This window comes from Rahnella aquatilis CIP 78.65 = ATCC 33071, assembly GCF_000241955.1.
In the GTDB taxonomy this organism is placed as follows: domain Bacteria; phylum Pseudomonadota; class Gammaproteobacteria; order Enterobacterales; family Enterobacteriaceae; genus Rahnella; species Rahnella aquatilis.
Genome location: NC_016818.1, coordinates 2,060,542 through 2,078,144, shown reverse-complemented (window position 1 = coordinate 2,078,144; position 17,603 = coordinate 2,060,542). Strand labels below are relative to the sequence as shown.

17 protein-coding genes are annotated in these 17,603 nt (G+C 51.0%); 6 read left to right on the top strand and 11 right to left on the bottom strand.

Going from position 1 to position 17,603, the window contains the following annotated elements; all coding sequences use genetic code 11:
• Window positions 1-43: 43 nt before the first annotated feature.
• Both RAHAQ2_RS09520 and RAHAQ2_RS09515 read right to left on the bottom strand, forming a co-directional pair.
• A complete protein-coding gene (locus tag RAHAQ2_RS09520; RefSeq protein ID WP_015697022.1) occupies window positions 44-1,267 on the bottom strand; it encodes a MalY/PatB family protein in 1,224 nt (407 codons plus the stop codon).
• Window positions 1,268-1,397: 130 nt separating this feature from the next.
• Complete coding sequence (locus tag RAHAQ2_RS09515) at window positions 1,398-2,246, bottom strand: DMT family transporter (protein ID WP_015697021.1); 849 nt, start codon at window positions 2,244-2,246, stop codon at window positions 1,398-1,400.
• 187 nt (window positions 2,247-2,433) lie between these two features.
• Between RAHAQ2_RS09515 and RAHAQ2_RS09510 the strand changes: the two genes are divergently transcribed.
• On the top strand, window positions 2,434-2,928 hold the full coding sequence (locus RAHAQ2_RS09510; RefSeq protein WP_015697020.1) for a thioredoxin family protein: 495 nt from the start codon (window positions 2,434-2,436) through the stop codon (window positions 2,926-2,928).
• Window positions 2,929-3,172: 244 nt separating this feature from the next.
• On the opposite strand, the gene RAHAQ2_RS09505 is transcribed toward RAHAQ2_RS09510, so the two are convergent.
• The 4 genes from RAHAQ2_RS09505 to RAHAQ2_RS09490 form a co-directional block, all read right to left on the bottom strand.
• A complete protein-coding gene (locus RAHAQ2_RS09505) occupies window positions 3,173-3,925 on the bottom strand; it encodes an alpha/beta hydrolase family protein (protein WP_007374395.1) in 753 nt (250 codons plus the stop codon).
• A gap of 87 nt (window positions 3,926-4,012) precedes the next feature.
• Window positions 4,013-4,786 (bottom strand): SDR family NAD(P)-dependent oxidoreductase, encoded by a 774-nt coding sequence (locus RAHAQ2_RS09500; protein ID WP_015697019.1) that lies wholly within the window; start codon window positions 4,784-4,786, stop codon window positions 4,013-4,015.
• 62 nt (window positions 4,787-4,848) lie between these two features.
• Window positions 4,849-5,550: a DsbA family oxidoreductase gene (locus RAHAQ2_RS09495; RefSeq protein ID WP_015697018.1), complete on the bottom strand. Its 702-nt coding sequence runs from the start codon at window positions 5,548-5,550 to the stop codon at window positions 4,849-4,851.
• Between the two features lie 81 nt (window positions 5,551-5,631).
• Entirely contained in the window at window positions 5,632-6,738 is a 1,107-nt protein-coding gene (locus tag RAHAQ2_RS09490; protein WP_015697017.1) for an alkene reductase, read from the bottom strand.
• A 368-nt stretch (window positions 6,739-7,106) separates the two neighbouring features.
• Between RAHAQ2_RS09490 and RAHAQ2_RS09485 the strand changes: the two genes are divergently transcribed.
• Window positions 7,107-7,670, top strand: a complete 564-nt coding sequence (locus RAHAQ2_RS09485) for a YbhB/YbcL family Raf kinase inhibitor-like protein (protein WP_015697016.1) — start codon at window positions 7,107-7,109, stop codon at window positions 7,668-7,670.
• On the opposite strand, the gene RAHAQ2_RS09480 is transcribed toward RAHAQ2_RS09485, so the two are convergent.
• A complete protein-coding gene (locus tag RAHAQ2_RS09480; protein WP_049796126.1) occupies window positions 7,654-8,499 on the bottom strand; it encodes a helix-turn-helix transcriptional regulator in 846 nt (281 codons plus the stop codon). The two genes, RAHAQ2_RS09485 and RAHAQ2_RS09480, sit on opposite strands and share 17 nt — an antisense overlap.
• A gap of 288 nt (window positions 8,500-8,787) precedes the next feature.
• On the opposite strand from RAHAQ2_RS09480, the gene RAHAQ2_RS09475 reads away from it, so the two are divergent.
• Complete coding sequence (locus RAHAQ2_RS09475) at window positions 8,788-9,117, top strand: thioredoxin family protein (RefSeq protein WP_015697014.1); 330 nt, start codon at window positions 8,788-8,790, stop codon at window positions 9,115-9,117.
• Between the two features lie 30 nt (window positions 9,118-9,147).
• Here RAHAQ2_RS09475 and RAHAQ2_RS09470 read toward each other — a convergent pair whose 3' ends face one another.
• The 3 genes from RAHAQ2_RS09470 to RAHAQ2_RS09460 form a co-directional block, all read right to left on the bottom strand.
• Window positions 9,148-9,486 (bottom strand): carboxymuconolactone decarboxylase family protein, encoded by a 339-nt coding sequence (locus tag RAHAQ2_RS09470; RefSeq protein ID WP_015697013.1) that lies wholly within the window; start codon window positions 9,484-9,486, stop codon window positions 9,148-9,150.
• Between the two features lie 16 nt (window positions 9,487-9,502).
• On the bottom strand, window positions 9,503-10,072 hold the full coding sequence (locus RAHAQ2_RS09465; RefSeq protein WP_015697012.1) for a TetR/AcrR family transcriptional regulator: 570 nt from the start codon (window positions 10,070-10,072) through the stop codon (window positions 9,503-9,505).
• A 183-nt stretch (window positions 10,073-10,255) separates the two neighbouring features.
• Entirely contained in the window at window positions 10,256-10,813 is a 558-nt protein-coding gene (locus tag RAHAQ2_RS09460) for an OsmC family protein (RefSeq protein WP_015697011.1), read from the bottom strand.
• Window positions 10,814-11,699: 886 nt separating this feature from the next.
• On the opposite strand from RAHAQ2_RS09460, the gene RAHAQ2_RS24635 reads away from it, so the two are divergent.
• From RAHAQ2_RS24635 to fhuF, 3 genes are read left to right on the top strand one after another with little or no spacing between them, the layout of a single operon-like run.
• Window positions 11,700-12,581 carry an ABC transporter substrate-binding protein gene (locus RAHAQ2_RS24635; RefSeq protein ID WP_015697009.1) on the top strand — a complete coding sequence of 294 codons (882 nt, stop codon included), beginning with the start codon at window positions 11,700-11,702 and terminating at the stop codon, window positions 12,579-12,581.
• Window positions 12,578-14,572, top strand: a complete 1,995-nt coding sequence (fhuB, locus tag RAHAQ2_RS09450) for a Fe(3+)-hydroxamate ABC transporter permease FhuB (RefSeq protein ID WP_015697008.1) — start codon at window positions 12,578-12,580, stop codon at window positions 14,570-14,572. Before RAHAQ2_RS24635 ends, fhuB begins: the two co-directional genes overlap by 4 nt.
• A gap of 1 nt (window position 14,573) precedes the next feature.
• Window positions 14,574-15,341 carry a siderophore-iron reductase FhuF gene (fhuF, locus tag RAHAQ2_RS09445; RefSeq protein ID WP_015697007.1) on the top strand — a complete coding sequence of 256 codons (768 nt, stop codon included), beginning with the start codon at window positions 14,574-14,576 and terminating at the stop codon, window positions 15,339-15,341.
• Here fhuF and RAHAQ2_RS09440 read toward each other — a convergent pair.
• The gene (locus tag RAHAQ2_RS09440; RefSeq protein WP_158309242.1) at window positions 15,325-17,340 is read right to left on the bottom strand and encodes a TonB-dependent siderophore receptor; all 2,016 of its coding nucleotides are present in this window, start codon (window positions 17,338-17,340) and stop codon (window positions 15,325-15,327) included. The genes fhuF and RAHAQ2_RS09440 overlap by 17 nt on opposite strands.
• Between the last annotated feature and the right edge of the window lie 263 nt (window positions 17,341-17,603).

Sequence of the window (17,603 nt, the reverse complement as noted above, 5' to 3'; positions counted from 1 at the left end):
CGGCCCTGTTACGAACCGTTGTAGGTACTGCTGCTTTCAAAATTCAGGTAGCATCGCCAGAACTGGCACTCAATGCCTTGCTTATGCGGTTGAGCCCCTCAGCAAGCATAGCGCGTGGACAAGCCAGATTAAGGCGGATGTGCCCGTCGCCGTTACTGACAAACATTTGCCCCCCTTCAAGCAATACACCCGCATGTCTGGCAAAAAAGAGGGTTACTTCTTCCTGATTACTGACATCTACCAGACGAGAGATATCAATCCAGGCAAGATAAGTCCCTTCCGGAATGATAAAACGGGCCAGCGGATGATATGTCCCCAGGTAGTCCTGCAGAAAACGGAAGTTCTCGTCAATGTAGTGCCTGACCTGAGTCAACCACTCATCGCACTCGGACCAGGCGGCCTTGTTAGCCACCAGGCTCAGCGGAGAGATAAAATCATCATGCAGGCGAAGCCATTCGGCTCTCACTGAGGCATCAGGGATCATGATGTTTGCAAGCAGGTTACCCGCCAGGTTGAACGTTTTGCTGGTCGACATGCAGGTGATAATTTTATGATTTTCAGGAAAAATTGACGCGGCGGGGATATGCGTGACGCCCGAGCGGGATAAATCACAGTGGATTTCATCAGAAATAACCCACACATCATGTTTAAGGCATAACGCTATCATTTTCTGCAACTCATCACGTCGCCAAACTCGCCCGGTGGGATTATGCGGGTTACAGAGAAAGAAGGCTTTAATTCGCTGCTGGTCATCGCTCAGGGCTTGTTCCATTGCCTCAAAATCTACCGCCCAGTGGCCTTCGTTATTTCTAAGCGGGCAATCGACGACGCGACGACCGCTATAGTCTCCGGCTTTTTTAAACGGTGCGTAAGAAGGGGTCAGGATGAGGATGCTGTCTTCTTCGTGGGTCAGTAACGGCACCAATCGGTTAAGCGCAGGGATAATACCCGGGGAGAAAACAATGCTTTCTTCCTGAAACCGGTATCCGTAATTCCTTTCACACCAGGCCCCAAAAATCTCATAGTAATCCCTGTCATAAATGCGGGTGTAGCCAAGAATTTTTTTATCTAACCGGGAACGTATGGCTTCAAGCACCGGCTCGGGGGTGGAAAAAGCCATGTCTGCTACCCAGAGGTTTATAAAACCATTGGCCGGTACTTCCGGCGCGGGGCCTTCATGGGCACCAAACATATATTCACGCCAGCCGTCGATGGTTAAGCTGTCTGTCCCTGCCCTGTCCACTGCTTCATCAAAATCGTATTTCATAGAGGTTACCCGATTAGTTTATCCAAAGAGGTCACAGCGTCACTGATTTTGCTAACGATTAGATATTCCATTGCTTTAAAACCTAAAAAACCATTTGCAGAGTGATCAAGTCATGACTGGCACGTTGATATCACTGCCGTATTTTCTGACCCGGTGCCTTGATCACCAACAGAATGCCCGCAAGGACTGCCAGCGTTGAAAATGCCATTCTGAGGCTCAATGACTCGCCCAAAAATGTTACGCCTCCCAGCATCGCCAGACAGGGCACACTCAACTGAACCGTACTGGCTGCAACAGACTCAAGACGAGGTAAAAGTGAATACCACAGCACATAGGCTCCTGCAGAAGCACCCGCACCAGAGAGCACTGCCAGGAGAATTCCGATACCGTCGAAGTGCGCTCCCTGGCTAATGAACGGCGACAACACCAGGGCAAAAGGTACAGCAAGGATGAAATTTGCCGCAGTGGCCTGCGCTGCATTGGGAGAGCGCTTTCCGCAAAGGGTATAAGCCGCCCAGGCAAGGCCTGAAAGCGCCATCAGAACAGCGCTGCCCAAGGGGGGCGTTTTGGCACCAGGTAAGAGAAGAGCAGCCATGCCGGCTACAGCCAGCCCAAGCCCCGTTGCTCTGGAAAAAGACAGCCTTTCCCCATGGAAAAGGCCATGAGCCACCATCGCCAGTTGCACAACGCCAAACAAGAGCAAAGCACCTGTTCCTGTATCCAAATGGATATAGGCAAGGGAGAAACACAGGGCGTAGGCCATAAGAAAGAACCCGCTTTTCAAGCTCCAGACGCCCTGCTTTTTCCCCTCACGTCTCAACAACAGTGGTAACAAGACCACCGCCCCGCTCATCAGGCGAAGGTCACTGAACGTCACCGGGTCAATATGTTCGCCTTTCAACGCAATCCGACAGAGCACAGAATTGGCTGCGAATGCCATCATTGCTATCACTATCTTGAATCCAACAGACCGCCCCATCAGCGTGACGCCTCAAAATTAATAAATTACGTGATAATCTATCAATTAGTAGGTAGGATGGCAATATCTACTTATGGTAGCCAGACACTAAAATGGTACCCCTTTTCAGGTCATGCCTGGAGCATTGACCTTTATCATTGCCAGATTTATGTGAAGCCGTAGACCCGCTACTAACAAAGGAGAACATATGCAAGATTTCAACGTACTGCTCGAAGCAGCATCAGATTATAACGAATTTGTTGGCAGCGGAGCAGAAGAAGACCGCAACGCATTGCGGCATTTTGAGGGGCTTGCCAACGAGGCATTACCTGACGATGTCATTAGTAAGCTCTCGCAACTTCCGGGTTCGTACAGCATTCTGGTAGCTGCTGAAATGTGGTGCCCCGACTGCCATAAAAACTTGCCTGTAATCCATGCCATTGCCGCGTCAGCGCCAGCAATACGTCTGGGTATTATCACCCGCGACAAGGCTGAAGCCGTCTTTAAGGCACACTTTGGTGTCGATAAAGTCAAAATTCCGTTTGCCGTGGTACTGGATGAGAACGCGACTCCGCTGGGGCAGTTTATTGAACGACCTGAAAATGCTACCGGCAAGAATGGAGAAGTGAGCGAGAGGTACAAAAACGGTGAGCTTCTGGTCGATACCGCCCGCGAAGTGACTTCAATTTTTCCAGGAAAATAAGAGAGCGTTAAAGTTAAATTAATTGAATCTCAACTTGAAGGTAATAAACCTGGAAGTTGAGCAATGCCAGGGAAATAATAAAAATAAACCATAGCAACAATGCCCTTAGCCCTGCATCTAAGCAGGGCTTTTTTCGCGTAAAGAAAGCATGCTACGCAGTCTTGTATGTGCAACCAAAATGCTACGCCCGTTTATTCAGTGGCCAACGATAGCACCTGCAGCTTCACGAAGCTTTACACGCCCTTTAAATGTAAGCAGAACTCCAGGCAACGATAATCCCGGCAACATATTCCGCATCCTGAGGATGCGTCAGAAGATGATCTGCTTCACCCAGTGAGATAAAGCTTTTGGGGTGTCTGGCGGCTTTAAAAATTTTCTCTGCCTGTTCAATCAGCACGGTATCATCATTGGGAGCATGAAAAATCAGCAGCGGCTTATTCATGGTAAATACCTTCTCCGCTATTTTATGCTCCTGAATGTTATCCAGCATTTGCTTTTTGAGCGTGAATACCCGGCCTGCAAGCTCTACCGGGAAAGCGCCATGGTTCCTGATATCTTCGATATTGTCTTTGAACAACCGCTGTACATGCGTCAATTCGCCTGGCGAACCGATGGTTACGACCGCTCTGGCTTCAGGCACTTTGGCTGCAATAGAGAGGATTGCCGAACCGCCAAGGCTGTGACCAATCAGCAGCGAAGGAGCCTCGTATTCCCGACGAAGATAATCGACCGCGCACAGCAGGTCAGAAATATTCGAGGAAAAATTAGTATTGGAAAAATCGCCTTCGCTGTTGCCTAACCCGGTGAAATCAAAGCGAAGCACCGCAATTGAATTTTCTGTCAGTTTCCTGGCAATGCGTGCAGCTCCTTTCAGATCCTTCCCGCAGGTAAAGCAGTGCGCCAACAGGGCAAAGGCTTTTGGATTTTCTGGCAATTCAAGCAACCCGGCAAGTTCCTCACCTTCTGCATTTTTGAAGGTAAATTTCAATTTTTTCATTATGTTAACTTTCAGAATGGTTGAATTACAAGCAAGATGCCTATCAGCCGCCCCATCATGGGGCGGCTTTGCGAGGTTACGACGAACTTATCTGCGAACGGCCATGATACCGGCATCGACATCCCAGATGGCGCCAGTCACCCAAGAGGCTTTGTCGGACAACAGGAAGAAGATGGTATTGGCCACATCTTCCGGCGTGCCGACACGCCCCAGCGGATGGAAAGCGTTCAGCGATTGCATTGCGCCGGCAATGTCTTCTTTCGCCATGAAGCCTTCATAAATCGGGGTATGCACGATCCCTGGCGAGACCGCGTTCACGCGGATACCCGCACTGGCCAGCTCAATGGCCAGGTTGCGTGTCAAGGCATGGAGACCGGCTTTGGCCATGGAGTACGCGGAAGCCGGTGAGTCGCCGAGTGCGGCTTGCGCGCCAATGGAGCCCACGTTCACAATCGCCCCTTCACGGCCGTCGGCCAGCATGTTCTTCACCACGTCCTGCGTGATGAAGAAGGTTGCCCGGTTCAACATCAGGTACATGTCGTAATCGGCTTCCAAATGCTCGGTAAAGCCTTTCGGCATGAAGATCCCGGCCGCATTGACCATCAGGCTAATATCGCGATGATTAGCATTAATCTCCTGACGAATGGCGTTCATGCCCTCTTCGGTCATCAGGTTTGCCGCAATCACGGACACGGAACCCAGTGGGCTCAGCTCTTTCTGAACCGCTTCTGCCTTGTCTTTTTTATTGCCCGTCAGTACCACGCTGCCACCGGCTTTCAGCACCATACGCGCCGTTTCCAGACCCATGCCGCTGGTGCCACCCACGACAAGCAGTTTTTTGCCTTTAAAGTCATCGCTCATTTTGAACTCCGTTATTTGCAGGGTAGATTTGCCGGCAGTCATGCAGCCGGCTCGTTCAGGTTTCAGATGCTGCAACCGTCAGCGCCGCAGGTCTGGCCGTCGGTTTTTGCCAGTTCAGCCGCTTTTTCTTCCCAGACTTGCTTCAGCGCGTTCAGGAAGTTGTCCGCAGATTGCGCGCCGCTGATGGCATATTTTTCATTGAGCAGAAACAGCGGGACACCGCTGACCCCGATCGACCGGGCATGGGCTTCATCTTCAGCCACCGATGCACGGAAGGCCTCATTGGCAAGGGCACTTTCAGCGTCGGCTCTGGACATGCCCACTTCTGTAGCTAACGCAATGAGCTCCTGCGGATCGAAAATGGAACGGCCCTCAGTCACACTGGCCCGATAAAACCGTTCTGCCATGGCGTCGCCCATATTGGCGTGACGTGCAGCCGCGAGCAGCGTATGGGCATCTTCGGTATCGCCAAAGAGCATGGTGTCAAAGTTATACTGGAGCCCTTCTGCCTTCCCGGCCGTGCCCACCTGATTCATCATCAGTTCCGCCCCATGTTCCCCGCCAAACTTCTTGTAAAGGGCTTTGCGGAACGGCACGGCAGGCCGGTCGCCGGAAATACGGAAACTGTGGTGGCGGACCACGACCTGTTCTTTGTGTTCAAAGGCGGCAAGGCCCTGTTCGAAACGCTTTTTGGCTATCCAGCACCAGGGGCAGACCAGATCTGACCAGATATCTATCGTAATAATCGACTTAAGGGTTTGCATATTGGCTCCTGAATACCTCATTAATGTCGTCTGGCGGTGCCTCTTTATGTGGGCACCGCAAATACCACCAGCTACGTGGCGTTAGTTGGCTTCCCAGGCGGGATAATCGGTGTAGCCTTTTTCCAGCGCCCCCGTCACGCCGTAATACGTCGTGCGATCGCTTTCAGCCAGCGGCCAGCCGTTCTGCATTCTTTCGACCAGATCAGGGTTGGCGATGTACGGCACGCCAAACGCAACAAGATCCAGTTCGTCTGCCTCAAGTGCGGTTTCGGCAATCTCGCGGGTGAAGCCGCCGGCGGCAATAACGGTGCCCCCCAGAGTTTTACGGAACGCGGCTTTGAAACCGGCAGGTACCGGTGCCTGGGTATAAACAGGTTGATAATAGAGGTGCACATAAGCCAGCTCACGTTGGCCGAGGGCCGCAGCGATACTGGCCCAAATCTCTTCTTCACCTTCATAAGGAGCCAGGTCGTAAAGCCGCCCGAACGGTGAAATGCGCAAGCCCACCTTATTGCTACCAATAGCCGCAGAGATGGCATCAACCGTTTCCAGCAGGAACCGCTGACGGTTTTCCACAGATCCACCGTATTCATCAGTGCGAGGGTTCAGTTCACTGCTGAGGAACTGGTCGAAAATGAAGCCGTTCGCCGCCATGATTTCCACGCCGTCAAACCCGGCCTCCATTGCCAGACGCGCTGAATGGACAAAGTCAGCGGTAACGCGTCGAACTTCTGCGGTTTCAAGCGCACGCGGCTGGCCTGGAACGACAGGCCCCGGTTCGCCAGACTCTGTCAGTGCAAAGACGGTGGTGTTAACCGCTTGTACGGTACCGGCGGAAACGGGCGCGATGTTGCCCGGCTGAATTGAGGTATGAGACATCCGGCCCACATGCCACAACTGAGCAAAAATACGGCCGCCCTTCGCATGTACCGCATCGGTCACTTTGCGCCAGCCCTGAACGTGCGCAGCGTTGTAGATCCCCGGGGTATACAGATAGCCGCGCCCTTCTTCAGAAACAGGCATGCCTTCGGTGATAAGCAGCCCCGCAGAGGCGCGCTGGGCGTAGTAAAGTGCAACGACGTCATCCGGCACGTCGTTCATTGTGCGGGTGCGGGTCATCGGGGCCATGACCACACGGTTTTTTAACTGCATGCCTGACAGATTGTAGGGGGTGAACAACTTACTCATCGTATACCTCGCAAGGCGAAAGAGAGAAAAGCCCCGCCGGGGCCGGAGTTAATACTTAGCGGGCCGGGGAGCTGACGATCGCTTCCTGATGCCGGTTAAGCGTATGGCTGCACTATACCTACCTACTAGTTGATTGGTCAACAGGTAAAAGAACAAATCATGCTGTCCTTTAGTCACCGGAGACAGGCACAGGGAATGCTGTGTAAGGTGATCTACCGTCGGCGAGAGGGTCGTCATCCTGTGAAATCAGGGAATTACCAATATCATTATTGGGCGTTATGGAGCTAAGACTGGCCGGTTCAGGGCGGCGAGGAGTCGTTCTCTCCCCTTATCATTGGGATATTAATCACCCCGATGGAGAAGAGTAAATGTCCAAACTTCACCTTACTGTTATCAGTACATTATGCCTGGCGTTGTCGAGCCAGGTCGCTTTTTCAGCCAGTTTTACGCTGACAAGCCATGAGCTTGAAAAAAACCATTTCCCCGCAGCTCAGACCCTGAGTTCACCTTATGGATTTGGGTGCAGCGGTGGAAACCTTGCCCCCTCTTTTAACTGGAGCGGCGCGCCGGCAGGAACCCAAAGCTTCGCTCTCAAAATTTATGACAGGGATGCGCCGACAGGTCTGGGTTGGATCCACTGGCAGGTGGTGAATATTCCCTCATCCCTTCACTCGTTACCGGCCGGGATAACGGCGGATAACAAAAATCTCCCGCAAGGGGCTCTTCAGACCCGGACTGATTTCGGTATCCCGGGTTATGGCGGCCCTTGCCCGCCGAAGGGTGAAACGCACCGTTATGAGATCACGCTGACGGCACTTCGTGTCGACAAACTTCCGGGAATAACGGCGGACTCGACGCCCGCCCTGGTCGGCTTTATGGCAAAAGCGAACTCACTGGGCGAAGCGCATCTTCAGATTACGCAGGGCCGCTAACCGCAGCCAGGTTGCCGATAGCCTGGCCGGAAACCCGGACCAGGCTGGGGCTGAATCCGAAGCGGGTTCGAAATCTGGCGGCGAACTTAGACGGATTTTCATAGCCGACTTCCAGGGATATGCGGGTGACTGAAAGATCGGTCACCTGCAAAAGTGTCAGGGCGCGGCACATGCGAATGTCAGTCACCAGATGGGTGAATGACGTATTTTCGGCATGCAGATGGCGTCTCAGGGTGGTGGCCGACATACCCAATTCAGCCGCTACCTGCGCAGTATTCCAGTCTTGTGATATGTCTGCTGCAACGAGTTTGCGGATTTTTATCGCCAGTCCGGAATGCTGTTTCAGCGCGAAGAAAATGCGGTATTCATCCAGCCAACTCAGCATCTCTTCCATACGCCTGGCCACGATACTTTCAGGTATGTTTTCAGTATCGGTAATGGCCTCTGCGGTGTGATAAAAGGCCTGGCGAAAACTGTTGCCTGGCTTCGCCATTTTATTTGCTTCGTGCATGCTCATACGTGGGGCATGCATGAAGCAGTAGTTTTGGACGAAATCGGCACAAAAACTCAGCCATGATGCTTCGTAAGTACCCGTTAAAGGTGATGGTGTATTGATGATATCAAAAGAGTGCCCCTCACCGATGACCACCGCGTCCCCCGCTTCCAGCGTTATCTCCTCTTGCGCCCAGCGGATTATTTTCCTGCCATGGCGGACCAGGATGATTGTGGGTTCATCAACAGTGATATGACGCATCATCAGGGGTTGTGTATGCAGCACATGCGCTGTACTGCCCACATTGATACGACTGGACAGGGTTCTTTCCATCATCGCCTTCCGTAAAGGAGTGGGGTTGCCCTGTAGGCTGACCCCTTATAAATGGGCTCGCTTTTTTATCAAGCTATCCCGACCTTACGATACGTCAGTTTTCTCAGTGAGATGGAGTGAATTATCATAATCCGCAGCACCCCGTTCACATAACGTGACGCTTAACCATTGATAAAAAATGGCATTGTCTTCGCTTAAGTACCTTTCTATTGATGATAGCTTTTTATGTCAATTAATTCTACCAACTGGTAGGTAGAATTACTATCAAGTTACATCCTGCTGGAGTGAATGATGCGTGAATTAACCCTTTACAATGAAGATAATTTTAGAGAAATCGAGAGGCATGAAGGGGTTGCGGTGGTGCGCTTCTCTGCCCCCTGGTGCCCACCTTGTCAGATGAGCGAGGACATTTTTAACCATTTTGCCGAGCAGATTGAAAGCGACGTCAAAGTCGGCAAAGTGAATGTGGATCTGGCACCGGTACTGACCACCAAATATGAAATTTGGGGACTGCCGTCCGTACTGATGTTCAAGGATGGGCAGTTGGTCCAGCGTATACCGGGTGTTAAATCGGCAGGGTTTTATCAGCAAGCATTGTCAGAGCTGAAAAAAGGGCAGTAATGCCCTTTTATATTTTCAACGCGATAACTATTACGCTTTCAGTTGCTTAATCGCATCCAGCGTACGTGCGGAATAGACCACGGCAGCACCTGCATTCAGGTTGATTGCCACACCCAGGGCTTCAGCAATTTCTTCTTCTGTGGCGCCAGCTTTAACGGCAGCTTCGGCATGAACGGCAATGCAACCATCACAGCGAGTCGTCACCGCACAAGCCAGTGCAATCAGTTCACGCACTTTCGCGCCAAGAAGGTTGGTCTTATTGCCGGCGTTGCCCAGAGCCATAACGCCTTTTAACGTATCCGGGGCCAATTTACCCAGGTCACCAACACGTTGCATCACTTCTGAGCGGTATTCATTCCAATCTAACATGGGGTTATCTCCAGAATTATTTTCTTTTAACAATCATTAGGATCTGTTCAAGCGTATCGTTGAAAAGCTCAGGCTTGTTAATTGCCCGGGAAACAACGCTAGCGCCTTCGCATAAATTCAAAATAAGCAGCGCCATTTTTGATGGCGGCAAGTCAGCAGTCAGCTCCCCTGCATCAACGCCACGGCTGACAATCTTGGTCAGCCAGGCAATCTGCATATCGAAATATTCGGTCGCCTGTACTCTGATATTCGGTGGCAGATTGGCCATTTCCGAAGACAAAGCACAGCACAGCGGCATACGCGACGTGCGATAGCTTTCGATGAAAAGCTCTACGTAGGCGGTAAGCATCTGCGCAACCGTATTCTCCGTCGCTTCAATCTGTTCAAATCGGTTTTTGGTATCGGTATGGGCCTGAATCACCACTTGTTCGCCCAAAACGTCTTTGGTTGGGAAGTGGTGATGAATACTGGCCTTAGTGATACCAATGCTCTTTGACAAATCAGCATAGCTGAATGCAGAGTAACCCCGTTCGCGCATCAGATGGTCCGCTTCATTCAGAAGCCTTTCTCGTGTCATGACTGACATATAATCCTCACAATTATAATCTACTAGTTGGTAGATATTATCTGCGCCTGTTGTTCCCTGCAAGGGGACATCAGTTCACAACAGTAATTTAACCTTCTCTGATAACGCGTTTTGGTCGGAGTTAATAGCCATCAGGCAGTAGGGAAATGACAGTGTTCAGGCATTTCCCTCTCTGAGCTTTACCTACACCAACCGAGTATCAATATTGACCGGGTTCGCCAACGTATCGTGGATCGGCGAGCTTTCTGGCAGTGCACGAACCATTTCATCAAGCTGTTCACGGCTGGCGGTCGGACTGGAGAGCTTAACGCCAACACGGATCGCTTTCGCCCCGTTGCGAACTTTTTCGTCAAGACCCAGGAAACCGTTCAGATTAATGTCGAAGTTCAGGTCAAGTTCAATACCATCAAGCTCAATGCCCTTTTCTGCCGCCATCACAGTCAGAGTCGCGGTATAACAGCCGGCAAGTGCCTGCAAAATGTACTCAGCCGGGCCCATACCGCTATCAGTACCCGATAAATCAGCAGGTTCATCGCCAACATTAGCAAATTTTCCGGAGCGACGGGTATCAACCTGGCCGTTCTGGATAGTCGCATGAGTTTCCACACGGACGGATACCCCACCGTTGGATTTACTCTTCATGTTAAAGGTGAGATTGCCCAGCTCTGGCTGCTGGCGAATAGCTTCTCGTGTACCGCGAATAACATTAGCGTCAGCAAAAGGTTTTTTTGAATTAGTCATGACAACTCCTGAAGTGTCGAGTGATCTCAAAGATAAGGCTGGTGCTAAACGCAATCAACCTACTAGATGGTAGATTACTTTAAGATTGAGGTGTTGTCTACCACGATGGCGGGGCAACTTCTTAAGCGGGCTTTTTGCTTTATTTTCATGCCTTTTGCGAATCATAATGTGACTATGATTCAAATAATTAGCACGATTCAAACCTTCTATAAATCCTTTCAACGTCCCTGAGGGATAAGACCTTTATATTTTAGTCAATCCTGGGAGATGTTTAGCTGCGGGTAACGCCGACGGCGGTAAAACGGATCTTAACTTGATTTCAAAAAAGTATCATCGATGATTAATTCGCTGAATTAAATAATAAATCTGGCCCAGTAAAGGCTTTATTCGATAGTCTGTACGCAATAATTCCCAGGTCAGATAATCTACGTCACGTGGTGGATCGCGACGGCTATCCTCAGCCTTGCTGCGCCACAAGAACCCACGACCGAAACCCTGCTCCATCGCTCTCTCACCAGCGCACGCAGGATAATCACCCCCTACAGCAGAGCGCTCAAACCAGATTTAGGTAACCTACAGCTATTGTTGGTCATTCTGGTGGTCTTGTCAGAAAGGGAACTCAGGTTTAGCTTATTTATTAGCCAGTTACTGACAAAGGCGATCCCAGTCAGGGGAGCCAAACTAAAATAACCCGCAGTCCCAAGCCTTCTGAAAAACCTTTCAAAGTTTCCGATTCACACCGGCTATCCCTTTTAGTTAATCCAGTGCGCCTGGCATGTTCCGGCGATCACATCATGCGGTTCACTTTATTACGACTTGTGCGCTCTGGTGTTTTTTGTCTTAATGAATGATTATCATTTCCTTTTATAGTTGATGGGATTCTGTTTTGTTAACCCGACGAACACTTTTACTGACAGCCCTCACGTTGCTTCCGGCAAAAACACTCTTCGCCGCCGTTGCCCCGTCTCAATTACGCATAGTCTCGCTGGATTTAGCCATCACCGAAAGCCTGTTGGGTCTTGGGGTGATCCCACTCGCTGTTGCAAATAAACGTTGGTATGAGAATTTTATTGTAAACCCGCCTCTCCCGGGGTTTGTACGTGAGATTGGGCTGCCTGATGAACCCAATCTGGAGTTGCTGGAGATGCTTAAACCCGACCTTATTTGCGCGACCCGGAGTCAGATGCAGGTCAATACCCGCCTGCAGCACGTTGCCCCGGTAGTCACGATGGACATTTTCCAGCCGGACAGCTCGCCCTGGCTGTTGGCGCAACAGATGATAACCCAGCTTGGTGTTTTCGCATCGAGACGCGAACGTGCTGAAAAGCTGGTTCAGGAAGCGTCAGACCAGTTACATAATGTCGGCGTGCGTTTGCAAAAATTTCGAACACGTCCACTATTTTTGGCCCGAATTAACGAAGACGGACGCCATTTGTTACTTTTTGGTCGTCACGGTATGTACGATGACCTGCTGCAAAGAATGGGCTTTCATAATGCGTATGAGGGTAAAACTAACGCCTGGGGCGGAGCCATCGTTGGGCTGGATCATCTCCTAAGCCAGCCGGAAGCGCGGCTGGTTTTCTTCAGTAATCGCGGCGATCGGCATACTGTAGAGGCACTGTTAAGTTCGCCACTTTGGAAATCAATTCCTTTGATACGCGAGGGCCGCTACAGCGCCATAAACCGTCTTTATCCCAGCGGCGGGTTGCTGTCTGCTATGCATTTTCTTCGCGAGCTGGAAACCGCCATGCCGGGGCAAACGGTATGAGATCCCGCGCTAGCGTTATGAGTTTTACCTTGCTATCCGGCGTATTACTGATGGGTTCCATTCTGCTGTTAATGCAAAATCCAGCCTATCATTTTTCCTCCCATGATCTGTCGGATGCGATATGGTCACCGGACGATACTTCGTATAAGCAGCTTATTTTTCACTATAGTCTTCTCCCTCGTCTGGCGGTGAGCTTGCTGGCGGGCGCAGCATTGGGGCTGGCCGGATTTATTTTCCAGCAGGTATTACGTAATCCGCTGGCTGAGCCTGCGACGCTGGGTATCTCCGCCGGAGCCTGGCTTGCCATGGTCGTCATGGGTTTATGGTTTCCCTTTGCGTTAGCCGCGGGGCGTGAATGGATTGCTTTTGGTGGATCCGCAGTAACATTGATGCTGGTGATGCTGCTGGCGAAAGGACGCGGATTATCCCCCTTATCACTGATCCTTGGTGGTATGGTCGTGACGCTCTTCTGTTCGAGTGCCAGCTCGATGATGATGTTGTTCAATCATGCCGCGCTGATGGATCTTTTTATCTGGCAAACCGGGTCGCTGGAGCAAAATAATTGGGATACTGCGCAATGGCTGGCGTTACAAATGGGCATTGTCACCCTGCTGATTATCGCAACGAGCCGGCCGCTGCAATTGCTGAGCATGAATGAGCAGACAGCGCACAGTGTGGGACTCACCGTGCGTTATTTCCGTCTGCTGTTGTTGTTGATTGCCGCGTGGTTAAGTTCGATGGTAGTCAGCCGGGTCGGTGTTATCAGTTTTATCGGTCTGGCGGCGCCTGCCGCCGTGAGATTGTGTGGCATTCATCGTCAGTCTGTTCGCCTGTTTCTGGTGCCGCTCACGGGTGCACTGATGCTGAGTTTTACCGATTTACTTGTACAGACTCTCAGCCAGTATGTCGGCGTTACTATCCCCACCGGGCTGGCAACAGCGATAACAGGAGCTCCGCTGTTGTTATTGTTGATACCACATCTGAGAGAGCGACAGCTTTCATCCTCATCCTCAGCGTCTTCTTTTTCCCTGTTACGGGTGCGGTCACCGTGGTGGTTAATGGCGTTTCTGCTTTTACTGCTGATTATTCTCATTTGGATAGCGCTGGCATTTGGGCGTATGCCCGAAGGTTGGGCGTTTTCTCAGCGTGATCAATTCCGGCAATTACTGACATGGCGGGCGCCAAGAGTAATGGCTGCTGTCGCCGCCGGAGCTATGCTTGCAGTGGCTGGCACGCTGATGCAAAGAATGACGACTAACGCGATGGCCAGCCCGGAAGTATTAGGTATCAGCTCCGGTGCAGCATTCGGTGTGGTCGTGTTGTTTATGTTCACACAGACATCAAGCCCGGCGTGGATGCTCTTTGCGGCAACGTCAGGCGCGATGGCCACCATGATATTGATGATAGTGATCAGCCGTAAATCCTCTTTCTCACCTGAACGTGTGCTGCTGACCGGTATAGCCACCGGCACCGCCTGTAATACCTTCTCTACTTTATATATCGCCAGTGGGGATGATCGTTCGCTACTGCTAATGAACTGGATGGCGGGTTCCACTTATCGCGTGACGAGTCCCGAAGCGTATGTGGCTATCGTGATTCTATTGGCTGCGTTAGCGATTTTACCGCTGCTGGTTCGCTGGCTGGACAGTTTTCCCTTAGGAGAAACCGTGATGCGCGCCACCGGCATGCCTGTGGGCAGAAGTCGGCTGCTGATTATACTACTGACGGCGATACTCTGTGCCAGCGCTACGTTACTGACCGGCCCGCTTAGTTTTGTTGGGTTGCTGGCACCCCATATCGTGGTGATGATGGGGCTCCAGCGCGGAGTCACCCGGCTCATTGCATCGGCACTCATGGGAGCAATTTTGTTACTCTTTGCCGATTGGGTGGGACGTAACCTGCTTTATCCCTTCCAGATCCCCGCAGGACTTTGCGCTACCTTCATTGGTTCGCCCTATTTCATGTGGATGATGCGACGCAGAGGCCGATGAAATGATGCTGAAACTGTTTGCCCCACTCACCCCGGCATTTCTTCCTTTAGTAAGAGGCGTTACCCTGCCCGATGCCAGCATGAGCAACGATCGCTTACTTCCCGCCACATATCTGCTGCAACACGAATTTATCGCACAGCAGCTTAAAGGTTTTGCACGCCAGCATAGCTGGGAGCAGCAGGACGCCACTGCCGTTGCCTCCATGTGGAGTAAACATTACTTATCGCTATTTTCCGGCGGTTGGTTATTTGCACGCATACTATACGATACCCTGTTGCCTGCTGATCTAAAGGATCTGCTGTTATTGCTCGATGCTGACGGTCAGGTAACGGCGGTTGTCGTACCAGATGAGGGGAAACCCGTAGCGCCAGTAAGAACTGTCGAAGATTTCTCGGTTCTTTTTCAACAGCATATTGATGCACACTTCGTGGCACTCAGTGCTGTAACGGGCGTAAAAGCGCCGGTGCTATGGAGCAATATCGCCAACGGCGTTGAGGCGCTGCGTCATTTGCTCAGCGCGTCGGGTTATCTGTCGCCGGAAAAAGAGCAGGCCATCGCCGCGTTGTTTACAGAAAAATGCTGGCCAGATGGGGCACGTAATCTGATGTATCGATCGGTATTTGTACGGCTGTCACCGGATGGCGAGGCGGTGAAGCTGCGTAAAGGATGCTGCCTGCGCTATTTATTGCCAGAGATGGGCTACTGCAAAAATTGCTGCCTGCCACAAGCGTGGCAGGCAAACTATCTACCTTCTACCACTGATAACTGACCCCACCAATAACAGAGCGTTCATCACCGTAGCGGCAAACCGTGTTGCAATAGAGGTATTTCTCGTTAGTCAGGTTTTGTACCTTCAGGGACACGGTCAGGTTGTTGACCGGCTGGTAGCTGATTTTGGTATCAAACAGCGTATACGCCGGGATCTTATCACTGCTGATCGACGGCGAGGTTTTGGTTGTACCGATGTAGCGAGCGCCCGCCCCCACCGTCACCTGTGGTAATCCCAGGCTGGCAAGACGATAATCACTCCAGATGCTGGCCGTGTTGTACGGCACGCCTTCTACCCGGCTGCCGTTTTTCAACGTGTTATTGTCTTTCGTCACTCGCGCATCCGTGTAAGCGTAGGAGGTGATAAAATTGAGGTTTGACGTTATCTCACTCTTCATCTCCAGTTCCAGGCCCCGGGAACGTATTTCACCCGTCTGCACGTTATAACTGCTATCGACAGGGTCTGAAGTCAGGGCATTGTTTTGGGTGAGCTGATAAAGCGCCATACTGATAATGGTTTTGCTTTCTGGTGGCTGGAAGCGAACGCCCGCCTCATACTGCTCACCTTCCGTTGGACGAAAGCTGTTACCTTGCCTGTCGGTACCCGATGTCGGATTGAATGACTGGCTATAGCTGATATACGGTGCCAGACCATTATCGGCCAGGTAGACAGCACCTATACGGCCCGTGGCTTTATGATCGCTTTGAATGGTTTGCGCTTGATTACTATGTTTCGTCGTGCGGCTTTCTGACCAGTCGTTACGACCGCTCAGCAACAGTACCCATTTTTTATTCCAGGTAATCTGATCTTGTAAGTAAATACCAAATTGATCGCTGGTCAGCCTTGATCCACTGTCGGTGGCGGTCACCGCAGGATTATTACCATACTGAATGTTGGTTAAATCCAGCGGGGAGCCTAAACCGATGTAACGCCAGGAATCATAGGTTTTATGGTAATAATCGGTTCCCGCCAATATCTGGTGTTCCCAGTCGCCGCCATCGAGCGTCCAGGTCAGATTGCTATCAGTGGTTAATCCCGAGGACTTCTCATGACGCTTACTGTAATAGCGCGTCAGGGTATTACCTCGGATAGCATTGGCATTCATATAGTCAAAGTCGCCTTCTGCATTCATATAACGCAGCGCATGACTGAGCTTCAGCGAGTCAGAAAACTGATGGGTTAAGAGATAACCCAGACTCTTCATCTCGGTATCAAAACGGTCAAAATCCGGTTCGCCGACAAACTGATCACGTGCAATTTTTGCACCTGCCGTTTTACTGTATGTCGTCATGTTATAATTCAGAGGGGTGGCAAATTTGGTCTTAATTTTCTGGTAACTGGCAAGGAGTGTCAGACTCGTGCTGTCATTCGGCCGCCAGGTAAATGCCGGTGCCAGATACTGCTTATCGTCGTTGATATAGTCGGTTTGCGTGTCACTATCGCGTAGCAGGCCCGTTAAGCGGTAAGAATATTTGCCTTCATCATCGATCGGACCGGAGAAATCGCCCGAAATCTGTTTGCGATCATAGCTGCCATATTCCACATTCAGTTCATGCCAGGGAATGGTGGAAGGGCGTTTAGTCACGGCGTTGATTAAGCCGCCCGGCGATAATTGTCCGTATAAAACAGAAGCGGCCCCTTTAATCATTTCAATACGTTCAAATGCATAAGGTTCAAGACCGCCGTCATACACGCTGGCCTGCATCTTCATGCCATCTTTCAGTATGCCACCCGTACCGGAGCCCACGTTGAAACCGCGGATCGTATAGTCGTCTGCGGCGCGGCTAAAGCCGTTCGGTTGTGCCAGAAAACCGGGGGTGTATTTGAAAGCATCGGCCAGGGTATCAGTCTGTCGGGCTTTCATTTCATCGGCAGTGACCACAGAAACCGACTGCGGTGTACGAATAATCGAAGTATCCGCTTTGGTGGCACTGAGATTTTTAGTGGCCACATAACCCTGCAGATAATCGGTACTGTCTTCCGGTGCAACGGCAGTCACCGTGATATTGTCTTCTGTGACTGTTTGCGTTTCGGCATGAGTGGGAGTACTGATCAGAATGGTGGGAAAGATGAACAATGTTAAGGGCTTAAAAGTAGTCTTGAGTTTGGCTGGTGTGAAAACGGATGGCATTTTGGTGAATCCCTTGGGTAACAGTAATTACTATCATTATCATTCTCATTGAAAATGTAACACATTATTACCCGTCGAGTCAGCGCGTATTTATAGCCTCCCGTGGAAGCGCCAGCGCCACCACGCTGTGA